Here is a 13,848-nt window from a genome sequence, read left to right as displayed (position 1 = left end):
TAATTATTTATAAATATTATCAGCACATTGTGCACGATAACGTAATAAATGATCCATTAAAACAATAGCAACCATTGCTTCACTAATTGGGATCGCTCTAATACCTACACAAGGATCATGTCGTCCTTGTGTACTACACGTTGTTTGATTACCTATAATATTTATAGTATTAATAGTTTTTGGAATACTAGAAGTTGGTTTTATAGCAATATTAATCATAATATCTTGTCCACTACTAATACCTCCTAAAATACCTCCAGAATGATTACTTTGAAAACCATTAGTATCCATTGCATCCCTATTTTCACTACCTAACTGTGTAATAACTTTAAAACCATCACCAATTTCAATACCTTTAACTGCATTAATACTCATTAATGAGTATGCTAACTCCGCATCTAATTTATCAAATACAGGTTCTCCTAAACCTATTGGAAGATTTTGTATTATTAGAGTTATTTTAGCGCCTATAGAGTCACCAGCTTTTTTTAAATTATTTATTAGATTTTCTAGACATTTAATATTAGTTATATTAGGACAAAAAAATGGATTATTATTAACAATATCCCAATTATCAAAATTACATTTAATATGACCCATTTGAGATAAATAACCCCTAATAACAATATTATACTTATCGAATAAATATTTTTTTGCAATAGCACCAGCGGCTACTCTCATAACAGTTTCTCGAGCTGAAGCACGACCACCACCACGATAATCTCTAATATGATATTTTTTTTGATAAGTAAAATCTGCATGACCAGGTCGATAAATATTTTTAATGTTACTATAATCTTGTGATCTATAATCCATATTATAAACTAATAAACCAATACTTGTTCCTGTTGTCTTGCCTTGAAAAACTCCAGACAAAATTTTAATTTTATCTATTTCTTTACGTGGTGAAGTATATTTAGATAAACCTGGTTTTCTTCTATCGAGATCTTTTTGAATATCTTGTTCATTTAAAATAATATTTGGAGGTACACCGTCTACAATACACCCTAATGCTTTACCATGAGATTCACCAAAAGTTGTTACTTGAAATATTTTGCCAATCGTATTACCAGACATATATTCTCTCTATTTTTATTAATTATTTTAATTGTTCATAATGAATTTTAAAAATATCTACATCATCATTATTTAACTTTAACCATTCAAAATGTATATTTGGATATTTATGTTGAATTTTTTTTTTTTGATTACCTACTTCACAAATGACTATACCTGTCTTTTTAAGAAATTTACGAGATTGTTTAATAATCTTGTATATCATATCTAATCCTTTTTTAGTAGATACAAGTCCTATAATAGGTTCGTATAAATATTCTTTAGGTAAATATTCCATTTCTTGTCGATTAATATAAGGAGGATTAGATATAATTAAATCATAATGTGATTGATGTAAATTATCAAATAAATTACTACATATTGGTGTAATTTTTTTTTCTAACCCATGTAAAAAGATATTTTGTTCTGTAACATTAATAGCATTTTGAGAAATATCAACTGCATCTATGTTAGCTTTCGGGTAAAGATAAGAGCAGGCAATTGCTATACATCCATTACCTGTGCCTAAATCTAATATATTTTTTGGTGTATGAAATATAATTTTTTCAAATTTATTATTAATTAGTTCTTGTATTGGTGACCTAGGTATTAAAGTACGTTTATCCACATATAATTCGTGTCCACAAAACCATACTTTATTTGTTAAATAAGCAACCGGTATGCGTTGTGTAATACGCATATGTACTTTATAATAAATATTTTTTTTTTCATATGTAACTAATCGTGTTTGAAACACATTATGCCACATATATGGTGGTAAACCTAATGTAGGTAAAATTAATTGTATAGCTTCATCCCATGGATTATTATTACCATGACCATACCATATTTCAGAAATACTAAAACAACTAGTTGCCCAACGTACAAAATCTTGTATTGTAAATAATTCTAATAAGATATCTTTGTTTAAAATATCTTGTAATTTTATTATCATAAACACATTAATCCTATAAAATATATTACATTACTAATGTTAATATGATGAATAAAGCATTAAATATTTATATAATATACCATAAACTCCCCTGACTGGACTCGAACCAGTGACATACGGATTAACAGTCCGCCGTTCTACCAACTGAACTACAGAGGATAATAACCTGTTATTTTATATTATGAAAAATATAATGTCAATATACTTGATCTTTATTTTTATTATTTTATAATAGACATAATTATATTTAATTAAAATGATAAAAATCACATGTGTAATGATTTATTTTTTTACAAAATAGGTTCTTTTAATGTTATTCCATAACAGAATTTCCCGTATACAACTAAAAAAAAATTTTTTAAAAAATTCGCATAACAGAATTATAATATCCTTTTATAAATATTATAAATTGAAAAATGTATTACAAATAAGAAGACAATTATATATTTTATTGTATTCTTTTAAAGTATTAGGACGTATTTATATTGCAGAAGAAGGTATTAATGCACAAATTAGCATACCACATTATTATTATACAATAATAAAGTTTTTTATTAAAAAAATACATGAAATTTTTATAGATATATATTGGAATATTGCTATTGATAATACTAAACATGCATTTTTTATGCTTAAAATTATATATAAAAAAAACATATTAAATGATGGTTTAACATGTTTTAATTTTTTAAAATTTAATACTACAGGTGTATATTTAAATGCTAAACAAGTAAATACTATGATAGAAGATCATAATGTTGTTCTTATTGATATGAGAAATTATTATGAATATCAAATTGGGCATTTTACCAATGCAATAATATTTAAAGAAGCAAAAACTTTTCATCACCAAATGTTACATCTTTTAGATAATATACAACCATATAAATACAATAAAAAAATTATTTTGTATTGTACAGGAGGTATACGTTGTGAAAAAGCTACTTCATGGTTATTATTTAACAACATTAAAAATGTTTATCAGGTTGAAGGAGGAATTATTAAGTATGTAAAAGAAGTACATAAATTACACCTTCAGATGAAGTTTATAGGTACTAATTTTGTTTTTGATAATCGGATGGGAGAACAAATAACACAAGATATTATTTCTTATTGTTATCAGTGTAAGACGCCATATAACATATTTACTAATTGTAAAAATGATACTTGCCATCTATTATTTTTACAATGTCCTAAATGTAAAAAATATTATAAAAATTGTTGTAGCATATATTGCAAAACAACTTTATTAAAAAATAAAAAATATGTAATAATATAATTAAATATTTTTTAATTTTTGAAAATTTGTTTCATATGCTTGTATAATATTTTGATTAGCATTACTTTGCCATACACCATTTTTAATAATATTTGCATTAGGATATAATATATCATCATGAATCATGTTAAATGGTAAAAATTTTTTTGCATTTAAATTAGGAGTTGAATATCCTGTAATTTGTACAATTTTTGCAGCAATATCTGGACGTAATAAAAAATTAATTAATTTTAAAGCACCATTAATATTTTGAGCATGATATGGTATTACAAAACTATCTAACCAAAAAATACTACCTTCTTTAGGCCAAATAAATTTTATAGGCACACCTAATTTTTTCATAGCATAAGCTGAACCATTCCATATCATGCCAATTTTTATAGCACCTTCTGCAAAAGGATAACCTGGATTATCAGAATTAAATAATACAACATTAGGCATTAAATTTTTTAGTTCTAAATAAGCATATTGTATATCTTTTAAAGTAATAATTTTATGTGTTAATCCTAATTTTAATAAAGCCACTTGAAAAACTTCTTTAGCATCATCAAGTAAAGAGATGGCATGATCGTATTTAGGATCCCATAAATCTTTCCAACTATTTATTTCTTTATCATGAACATATTTAGTATTAATACCAATAGCAGTAGCACCCCATATGTATGGGATAGAATACATATTATTCACATCAAAAGATTTATTTAAAAATTTTGGGTCTAAATTTTTAAAATTAGTTAGTTTTGTTTTATCTATTTTATGCAACATACCTTCTTGACGCATTTTAGTAACAAAATAAGTAGAAGGAACTACTAAATCATATTTTTGATTATATGTTTTTAATTTAGCATACATACTTTCATTAGATTCATATGTTGAATATATGACTTTAATACCTGTTTCTTGTGTAAATTGTTCTAATATACTAGTTGGTACATATTCTGTCCAATTATAAAAAATAACTGTGTTATTTTTTATATTAATAGGTTTAAAATATTGACGATGTATGATTAATATAAAACATATTAAGCATAATTTAATAAATAATATCATTTTAATAATACCTACCTGTAGAAATAATTTGTTGAAAATAGTAAATTGATATGTATTATTGTTTTATAGCTATAGCTTCTATTTCAATTTCTACATTATTAGGCAAATTAGAAATTTCTAAGCATGTTCTTGCTGGATATGTAGTTACATACTGTAAAAAAAAATTAGCATAGATAATATTAATTATTTTTAGATGATCTAAGTTTTTTACAAAAATAGTAGTTTTAACTATATCTTTTATAGTAAATTTTGCAGCTGTTATTATAGCTTTAATATTCTTTAAAACTTGTACAGTTTGTTCTTTTATGTCACTAGAAATCATGCCAGTTTGCGGATTAATTGGTATTTGTCCTGAAGTTATAATCATATTATTAGATACAATGCCTTGAGCATAAGGACCAATAGGTAAAGGAGCTTGTATAGTATTAATTATTTTGCACATATTATCTATCCTGTAATTTTTATGTAAAAAGTAAATTATTTTTTTAATTATTATTTTTATTAAGTGTTAATATCATAATAGCTTTTACAATATGTATTTTGTTTATAGCTTGTTGTAATATAATACTATTATAAGATGTAAAAATTTCGTCTGTAATTTCTAAACCATCAAATAATTTTAAACGAGATATTATTTTGTTATCAATAATATTTTTATAATGGTCATAAACGTGATATGCTGGCAAACAATGCATGATTTTGATATTATCATTTTCACTTTTTAATAATAATTTTTTATTAATTTGGTATTTATATAAATTAGTTATTTTTTGTTCCCACAATTCAGTTGATTCTCCCATAGATAACCAAACATCTGTATAAATTATATCAGTATTTTTGATATGGTTAATATCATAGGTAATAATAATATTACTGTAAAAATTAATTTTTTTCTTTAAAAAAAAATATTTTTGTTGTTTTAAAAAAAATTGAGAAGTTATTAAATTTAATTTAAAACCTATAATTTGTGCCGCTTCTATTAAACTCATAGATATATTATTGTATATATCTCCTATATATGTGAGTACAATATCTTCTAAATTTTTATTTGGTAAACATTCACGTATAGTTAATAAATCTGCTAATATTTGTGTGGGATGAGATATTTCTGTTAAACCATTCCAAATGGGCACAATAGAATATTGTGATAATATTTCTATGTTTTTTTGTGTTCCTCTATATTGTATGCCATCATACATATGACTCAAAATTACTGCTGTATCTTGTATTGTTTCTTTATATCCCATATGTGTATTTTGTACATTTAAAAAAGTAACATTTGCTCCTTGATCAAAACAAGCTATTTCAAAAGAACATCTTGTCCGCGTAGAATTTTGTTCAAAAATTAATAGAATATTTTTATTGCATAATCTTTTTTTTTCTTTATATAGTTTTTTTTCTATTTTCATTTTTGTGGCAAGTTCAATAATATTAAAAATTGTTTTTTTAGTTAAATTAGATATATGTAAAATATTTTTTTGATATAAAATGTGCATATTTTTACCTAAAATAAAAAATTATATATAAAATATATAGCAATTATATGTGTTTTATAAAATTATATTTATCATTAAGCTCCTTTTTTTTTTGTCTACAAAAAGATAATTTTATATTATATTCTTCTATAATTTTTTTGGGAGCCTTATTAATAAAATCATGATTTTTAATATTATTACTGATTTTATCTATTATTTTTTGATTATTAGATATTTTTTTTTTTAATTGTTGTATTAAAAATTTCTTATCTATTAAAAAAGAATTTAAAGGAATAGCAAATATTATTTCTTCAATACAAAATGTAAATGATTTATTTGGCAAAGAAGCATCGCTTGCTAAAAGAATAATATTCTGTAAATTTAAAATTTTTTTTATAATATTTAAATTTACTTTTATAAAATCTTGTATTTTTTTATGTATATTAAAGATATATAAATCGACTGGTTGTTTTATATTCATATCTATTTTATTCTGACGTATTACGCTTATTAATTTAATAAAAAAACGAAAAATATAAACAGCTTTATTATGTATATCTAAAGTATTATACTTTGGAAATGATTGTACTAAAATACTAGTACTATATTGATCAATATCATCTTTTTGATACTGTATTTTTTGCCATATAACTTCAGTAATGAATGGTAACATAGGATGCGATAAACGTAATAAAGATTCAAAAACATAATACATTGTATAATGTGTACTATGTTGAATATTATTTTTTATGGTTTGTAAAAAATATTTTACATATTCTAAATACCAATCACAAAATTTATTCCAAATAAAATTATATAAAAGATTAGCCGCTGTATCAAAACGATATTTTTTTAATGCTTTGGTATAAACTAGTACTAATGTATTATATTCTGAAATAATCCATTGATCAGCAATAGATAATGCAGATTTATAATATATTAATTCATAATTAATATGTTTAAAAATAAAAATACTAGCATTCCAAATTTTATTACAAAAATTACGATATCCATCTAAACGTGTAATATCCCAATATATATCACGTCCTGTAACTGATAGAGCAGCTAAAGTAAATCGAATTGCATCTGCGCCATAACTATGTAATTTCTTATTATTTTGTATATTTATACATTTTCCTTGTATATTATTTATACAATTTTGTTTTATCTTGTTTCCATAAAAAATATTATTACTTTCCATTAAATTAATTGGATCAATAATATTACCTTTAGATTTAGACATTTTATTTCCTTGTGAATCTCGCACTAGTCCTGTCATTAAAACCTTTTTGAAAGGTACTTGTGCAATATCATGATCTTTTACAAAATACATAGTCATCATTATCATTCTAGCAATCCAAAAAAATATAATATCAAAACCACTAACTATAATATTGGTAGGATGAAATAATTTCATATATTGTTTGTTATCAGGCCATCCTAATGTTATAAATGTCCATAAACTAGAAGAAAACCAAGTATCCAAGACATCAGTATCTTGTTTTAAGATAATATCATCTTGTAAGAAATATTGTTTTTTAATGTCTGTAATATTTTGACCCACATAAATATTATGATCACAATCATACCATACTGGTAATCTGTGTCCCCACCATAATTGTCTAGAGATACACCAATCCTGTATATTATACATCCATGAAAAAAACATATTTTCATATTTTGTAGGAATAAATTCAATTTGTTTAGTTTTTATAGCATGAATTGCTTGTTTCGCCAAATTTTTTACATTTAAATACCATTGTTTTGTCAACATAGGTAAAATCACAGTATTATTACGCATATTATATGGTATTAATCGATATTCTGTATAATGACCTTTTAATAATTTTTTTTGTTTTAATAATTTTATAATGATATTTCTAGCTTTTAAATAATGTATATTACGTAATATAGATGGTATTGGTTCATCATTACTATTTATTGGATGCCCTAGTATAGTAAATATTTGATATCGATCTAATATGTGCCCTTGTTTATCAAATAATTTTATTACAGGTAAATTATGTTTAACGGCTATCTTATAATCATCAAAATCATGTGCTGGACTAATTTTTACACAACCAGTACCTTTAGATATTTTTGCATGATTATCACTAATAATAGGAATTTTCCTATTAATAATAGGTACTAATACATATTTACCAACAAGATGTTTATACCTTTCATCTTGTGGATTTACTGCAATAGCAGTATCAGCTAATAATGTTTCTGGTCTAGTTGTAGCGATAACCAAGTAATTTTTATCATTAATAGTTGTTAATTTATTATGTAATAAATATTTAAGATGCCAAATATTTGTTTTCATAGAACGATGTTCTACTTCTAAATCAGATATTACAGTTTGTAACGTGGTATCCCAATGTATTAATCTTTCTTTCTGATATATTAATCCTGCTTTATATAAAGTTATAAAAATATTTGTAACAGATTGAGAAAAATGTTCATCCATAGTAAAACGAATGTTATCCCAATTTGCTGATAATCCTAAGCGTTTCATTTGTTTAATAATAATATCACTATATTTGTTTTTCCATAACTTTGCTTTTTCTAAAAAATACTTTTTATTATAATGTTGTTTCGTTTTGCCAGTATTTAATAAAATTTCTTGTTCTATTAAATTTTGTGTCGCTATTCCAGCATGATCAATTCCAACTTGACATAAAATATTTTTTTGTAACATTCTTTGATAACGAATTATTATATCGATAATACTATATTGTAATGCATGTCCCATATGTAAAAAACCAGTAATATTTGGTGGTGGCACCATAATAGAAAAATGCTTTTTAGATAAATTAATTTTCTGTTGGAAAAATTTATTTTTTTCCCAAAAAACATAAATTTTTTTTTCAAAACTATTAGGATTATAGATTTTATCCATGATAAATATCCTATTATTTATTAAAATAGTAGTATGTATTATTTTTTAAAATTAATATTATTGATTAAAAATTGACATAACATATTAACTGGCCTACCTGTAGCTATAGCTTGTTTGTATTTATCATAGGTCCATGCAGTACCTGCAATATCTATATGAGCCCATTTATATTGAGATGTAAATTTAGCTAAAAAACATGCTGCTGTAATAACTGAACCTGCATTATTTATGCTAATATTAGAAATATCAGCTATACTAGAATGCAACTGTTTATCATAATAAAAATCATCAATAGGTAAAGACCATACTCTATCATTCATAACTTCTATAGAAGATTGATATATATCACGAGATAATTGACTATTATTAGACATTAAACCACTAATATTATTACCTAATGCTATTACACAAGCTCCTGTTAAAGTTGCTATATCAATAACTATATTAGGTTTATATTTTAATATATAAGTTAAAACATCACATAAAACTAGCCTGCCTTCTGCATCAGTATTTTTTACTTCTACAGTGATCCCAGACATAGTTTTAATAACATCACCTGGACGTAATGCCAAACTACCTGGCATATTTTCACATCCGGCCATAATGCCAATCACATTTAATGGTAATTCTAATTTCGCTATTGCATACATGACGCCATATACAGCAGCTGCTCCGCACATATCATACTTCATTTCATGCATGCCGAAACTTGGTTTTAAAGATATACCTCCAGAATCAAATGTTAATCCTTTACCTACGAGCACAATAGGTTGCATAGAGTGATGATGTTTATACTTCATAACAGACATATATGCTTTATGTTGACTACCATTACTTACAGATAAGTAAGCATTCATACTTAATTTTTCCATCATATTCTCATCTACTATTTCGATAGTAAATTTATCTGGAAAGATTTGTGATAATTTAAAAGCTTGTTCTGCTAAATATTTAGGATGACATATATTAGGTGGTAAATTAGCTAAATTTTTAGCCTGTATTTGACCTTGATTTATAGCAACGCCATGTTTTAAAGCGTTATATACAGTATAATCACTYATACTAGAAATATAAAAAAAATTTTTTGTTAAATAATATTTTTTAATACGTTTAAATTTAGTAAAAATATATGTATTATCTCCAATAATATTTATTATATCTCTAATATTCCAATAATAATTGTTATCATGTATATATAAATCAGTGATACTCCAAAATATTTCTTTTATGTCATCATGTTGTTTTGCATACTGAATAACATTCATAATAATTTTATGATATACTATTCTACTTATTTTTTTTAAACAACCACAACCTATAATAATAATTTTTTTAGCTAAAACATTAGGTACATTATATAATACGATCATTTGATTTGTTTTGCCATTAAAATTATTATTTTTTAATATGGTTAATATATAATTTTCAGAAATATCATTAATTTTTTTTGTGATATCTGGCATAATATATTTATGATGTAAACCAATAACAATACAATCAAAATATTTTGTTGTATCAAAATTATTTTCCACAAAGAATTGCATAAAACACTCTTTAACATATTAATAATATCGAATATTAATTATATATTAATTATTTTTTAAATTAAGAAAAATTTTTATTTTTTATTTCAAAGAAGTGTGATGCGAACTAATAATATATATTTATCATATTCTGTTTATAATTAAACATATATTTTTTTTAAAAAAAATATGTATAATACCCTTGATGCATCAATATGATGTCCCCATCTCCTTGTAATTAAGTAATTTTATATACTAAAAAATGTTTTTTTATATTTGTTATATATATTTTATACTTTAAGTATTTCATTAAGGAAATATAACTATGAGTAAAATAATCGGTATAGATTTAGGTACTACAAATTCTTGTGTAGCAATTATAGATGGTAATAAACCTCGTGTATTAGAAAATGCTGAAGGCGATAGAACAACACCATCAATTATTGCTTATACAAAAGATGGTGAAATTTTAGTAGGACAACCAGCCAAAAGACAAGCAATTACTAATCCACAAAATACTCTTTTTGCGATAAAAAGATTAATTGGTAGACGTTTTAATGATGAGGAAGTGCAAAGAGATATAAAAATTATGCCATATAAAATTGTACAGTCTAATAATGGAGATGCATGGATTGATGTGCAAGGTAAAAAAATGGCACCACCACAAATTTCAGCAGAAATTTTGAAAAAAATGAAAAAAACAGCTGAAGATTTTTTAGGATCTAAAATAAATGCTGCTGTTATTACAGTACCCGCTTATTTTAATGATGCACAACGTCAAGCTACCAAAGATGCAGGTAAAATTGCTGGTTTAGAAGTTAAACGTATTATTAATGAACCTACTGCTGCAGCTTTAGCATATGGATTAGATAAAGAAAAAGGTAATAAAACTATTGCAGTATATGATTTAGGAGGTGGTACTTTTGATATTTCGATTATTGAAATAGATGATGTTGATGGTGAAAAAACTTTTGAAGTTTTAGCAACAAATGGTGATACTCATTTAGGTGGAGAAGATTTTGATAGTAGAATTATTAATTATCTAGTAACAGAATTTAAAAAAGATCAAGGTATTGATTTACAAAATGATCCTTTAGCTATGCAAAGATTAAAAGAAACATCTGAAAAAGCTAAGATTGAATTATCATCTGCACAACAAACAGATGTGAATTTACCATATATTACAGCTGATTCTTCCGGTCCTAAACATTTAAACATCAAACTTACAAGAGCTAAACTAGAATCTTTAGTAGAAGATTTAATAGATAAATCTATTGATCCATTAAAAATTGCTTTAAAAGATGCAAATTTATCTATTTCTAATATTAATGATATTATTTTAGTAGGCGGCCAAACTCGTATGCCTATGGTGCAAAAAAAAGTAACTGATTTTTTTGGTAAAGAACCAAGAAGAGATATTAATCCTGATGAAGCTGTTGCTATTGGTGCTGCTATACAAGGCGGAGTATTATCTGGTGATGTTAAAGATGTACTTTTATTAGATGTAACCCCATTATCATTAGGTATAGAAACTATGGGTGGTGTTATGACAGTACTTATTAATAAAAATACCACAATTCCTACGAAACATAGTCAAATATTTTCTACTGCAGAAGATAATCAATCAGCAGTTACAATACATGTTGTACAAGGTGAACGCAAAAGAGCAAGAGATAACAAATCTTTAGGACAATTTAACCTAGATGGTATTAGTCCTGCACCAAGAGGTATACCACAAATAGAAGTAACTTTCGATATAGATGCAGATGGTATTTTGCATGTTTCTGCTAAAGATAAAAACAGTGGTAAAGAGCAAAATATTACAATCAAAGCATCATCTGGTTTAGATGAAAATGAAGTAGCCAAAATGATTAGAGACGCAGAAATGAATACAGAAACTGATCGCCAATTTGAAGCATTAGTTAAAATACGTAATGAAGGTGATCAATTAATACATAGTACGAAAAAAAAAATGAATGAAGTATTAAATCAAATTACAGAACAAGATAGAACAACTATTAATACAGCTATTCAAAAATTAGAAATTGCATTAAAAAACGAAAATAAAGATGATATACAAAAAAATATACAATTATTAATTGAAGCATCTAGCAAAATTATGAATTTAACTAAAAATAATACTAATCAAACTAATAATGATAATTCCACARCAAATAAAACAACTAATCAAGATAATAATGTTGTAGATGCAGAATTTGAAGAAATTAAAGATAAGAAACAATAATACTATATACAAGTAATGATAATAAACATATTATTAATAATATAATACCGTTTATAATATTATGTAATGTTAGTATTCGGTATTATAATTAATAAGATGATAAAATAGAGTAGTACATTATGGTAAAAAAAGATTATTATGATATTTTAAATATTAATAAAAATGCAACAGAAACAGAGGTGAAAAAAGCATATAAACGTTTAGCTATAAAATTTCATCCAGATCGTAATCCTGGTGATAAAAATGCTGAAGATAAATTTAAAGAAATTAAACAAGCTTATGAAATTTTAAGTGATGCTAAAAAAAGAGCTGCATATGATCAATATGGTCATGCTGCTTTTGAACAAGATGGTAACGCTACTACAACAACAGATTTTAGTGATATTTTTGGTGATGTTTTTGGTGATATTTTTGGTAATAGCAGAACTAATAAAACTACTAGAGGAGCAGATTTACAATATATTATAAATATTTCATTAGAAGAATCCATTCAAGGTGTTATTAAAGAAATACAAGTACCTTTTTTAAAAAATTGTACATATTGTGAAGGAACTGGATCTAGAGGACCATTGCAACAATGTTATACTTGTCATGGGCAAGGTCAAATACATATGAGTCAAGGATTTTTTACAGTACAGCAAACTTGTCCTAAGTGCCATGGGAAAGGATCATTTATTAAAAATATTTGTTTTTCTTGTACTGGGAAAGGCAAAATTGAAGTACATAAAAAATTATCAGTAAAAATACCATCAGGAATTAATACTGGTGATCGTATTAGATTACATGGAGAAGGTGAAGCAGCAAATAATGCAACCTTTGCTGCTGGAGATTTATATATAGAAATTCGCATTTTAAAACATTTTTTATTTGTACGGGAAGAAAATAATTTAAGTTGTATATTACCTATAAGTTTTACGACTGCAGCATTAGGTGGTGAAATAGATGTGCCAACTATTAATGGTATAATAAAAATTAAAATACCACCAGAAACACAAACGGGTAAAGTATTTAGAATACGTAATAAAGGCATTAGATCTATTAAAAATGGTGTGATAGGAGATTTATTATGCACCATAAAAGTAGAAACTCCTATTAATTTAAATCATGTCCAAAAAAATATATTACATAATTTAGAACAAAGTATGCTTAATAATACATTAAGTAATATTTATTATCCTAAAATTAAAAAATTTTTACAAAATATTAAACTTTTTTTTATAAATTTGAATATGTAAGACATACTTACAGAGGATATAACAAATCATATTTTTTCTTATATCCTCTAAAAGGAGTGGTTATTTTTTATATTTATAAGATAAATTATATTTTATAACTGTTATATCAACATAAACATTTATTTTTT

General features: G+C 24.6%; 10 protein-coding genes and 1 tRNA gene. 3 read left to right on the top strand and 8 right to left on the bottom strand.

Going from position 1 to position 13,848, the window contains the following annotated elements; all coding sequences use genetic code 11:
- Positions 1-3: 3 nt before the first annotated feature.
- The 3 genes from aroC to GJT87_RS00795 form a co-directional block, all read right to left on the bottom strand.
- Complete coding sequence (gene aroC / locus GJT87_RS00805; protein WP_168895533.1) at positions 4-1,077, bottom strand: chorismate synthase; 1,074 nt, start codon at positions 1,075-1,077, stop codon at positions 4-6.
- Positions 1,078-1,099: 22 nt separating this feature from the next.
- Positions 1,100-2,011, bottom strand: a complete 912-nt coding sequence (gene prmB / locus GJT87_RS00800; RefSeq protein WP_168895532.1) for a 50S ribosomal protein L3 N(5)-glutamine methyltransferase — start codon at positions 2,009-2,011, stop codon at positions 1,100-1,102.
- 86 nt (positions 2,012-2,097) lie between these two features.
- Positions 2,098-2,170, bottom strand: a tRNA-Asn gene (locus GJT87_RS00795).
- A 151-nt stretch (positions 2,171-2,321) separates the two neighbouring features.
- Between GJT87_RS00795 and trhO the strand changes: the two genes are divergently transcribed.
- Entirely contained in the window at positions 2,322-3,290 is a 969-nt protein-coding gene (gene trhO / locus GJT87_RS00790; RefSeq protein WP_168895531.1) for an oxygen-dependent tRNA uridine(34) hydroxylase TrhO, read from the top strand.
- Here trhO and GJT87_RS00785 read toward each other — a convergent pair whose 3' ends face one another.
- Genes GJT87_RS00785 through GJT87_RS00765 form a run of 5 tightly spaced genes read right to left on the bottom strand, consistent with a single transcriptional unit; the run spans position 3,291 to position 10,261 of the window.
- Entirely contained in the window at positions 3,291-4,340 is a 1,050-nt protein-coding gene (locus tag GJT87_RS00785; RefSeq protein WP_168895530.1) for an extracellular solute-binding protein, read from the bottom strand. It lies immediately after the preceding gene.
- A 55-nt stretch (positions 4,341-4,395) separates the two neighbouring features.
- Complete coding sequence (locus GJT87_RS00780; RefSeq protein WP_168895529.1) at positions 4,396-4,782, bottom strand: Rid family detoxifying hydrolase; 387 nt, start codon at positions 4,780-4,782, stop codon at positions 4,396-4,398.
- A 43-nt stretch (positions 4,783-4,825) separates the two neighbouring features.
- The gene (gene argF, locus GJT87_RS00775; RefSeq protein ID WP_168895528.1) at positions 4,826-5,836 is read right to left on the bottom strand and encodes an ornithine carbamoyltransferase; all 1,011 of its coding nucleotides are present in this window, start codon (positions 5,834-5,836) and stop codon (positions 4,826-4,828) included.
- Positions 5,837-5,879: 43 nt separating this feature from the next.
- Positions 5,880-8,717 carry a valine--tRNA ligase gene (locus GJT87_RS00770; RefSeq protein WP_168895527.1) on the bottom strand — a complete coding sequence of 946 codons (2,838 nt, stop codon included), beginning with the start codon at positions 8,715-8,717 and terminating at the stop codon, positions 5,880-5,882.
- 38 nt (positions 8,718-8,755) lie between these two features.
- On the bottom strand, positions 8,756-10,261 hold the full coding sequence (locus GJT87_RS00765; protein ID WP_168895526.1) for a leucyl aminopeptidase: 1,506 nt from the start codon (positions 10,259-10,261) through the stop codon (positions 8,756-8,758).
- A 304-nt stretch (positions 10,262-10,565) separates the two neighbouring features.
- On the opposite strand from GJT87_RS00765, the gene dnaK reads away from it, so the two are divergent.
- The gene (gene dnaK / locus GJT87_RS00760; RefSeq protein ID WP_168895525.1) at positions 10,566-12,485 is read left to right on the top strand and encodes a molecular chaperone DnaK; all 1,920 of its coding nucleotides are present in this window, start codon (positions 10,566-10,568) and stop codon (positions 12,483-12,485) included.
- 119 nt (positions 12,486-12,604) lie between these two features.
- Positions 12,605-13,720, top strand: coding sequence for a molecular chaperone DnaJ (gene dnaJ / locus GJT87_RS00755; RefSeq protein ID WP_168895524.1), 1,116 nt, complete (start codon positions 12,605-12,607; stop codon positions 13,718-13,720).
- Positions 13,721-13,848: the final 128 nt, after the last annotated feature.

Source organism: Enterobacteriaceae endosymbiont of Macroplea mutica (assembly GCF_012571345.1).
In the GTDB taxonomy this organism is placed as follows: Bacteria; Pseudomonadota; Gammaproteobacteria; order Enterobacterales; family Enterobacteriaceae.
Note: the sequence above shows the minus strand (reverse complement) of the source record. Positions and strands in the feature narration are given on the sequence as shown.

Excerpts from the sequence above, each read along its gene's own strand:
- aroC (WP_168895533.1), bottom strand. The coding sequence starts at position 1,077 with ATGTCTGGTAATACGATTGGCAAAATATTTCAAGTAACAACTTTTGGT.
- prmB (WP_168895532.1), bottom strand. The coding sequence starts at position 2,011 with ATGATAATAAAATTACAAGATATTTTAAACAAAGATATCTTATTAGAA.
- trhO (WP_168895531.1), top strand. The coding sequence starts at position 2,322 with ATGTTATTCCATAACAGAATTTCCCGTATACAACTAAAAAAAAATTTT.
- GJT87_RS00785 (WP_168895530.1), bottom strand. The coding sequence starts at position 4,340 with ATGATATTATTTATTAAATTATGCTTAATATGTTTTATATTAATCATA.
- GJT87_RS00780 (WP_168895529.1), bottom strand. The coding sequence starts at position 4,782 with ATGTGCAAAATAATTAATACTATACAAGCTCCTTTACCTATTGGTCCT.
- argF (WP_168895528.1), bottom strand. The coding sequence starts at position 5,836 with ATGCACATTTTATATCAAAAAAATATTTTACATATATCTAATTTAACT.
- GJT87_RS00770 (WP_168895527.1), bottom strand. The coding sequence starts at position 8,717 with ATGGATAAAATCTATAATCCTAATAGTTTTGAAAAAAAAATTTATGTT.
- dnaJ (WP_168895524.1), top strand. The coding sequence starts at position 12,605 with ATGGTAAAAAAAGATTATTATGATATTTTAAATATTAATAAAAATGCA.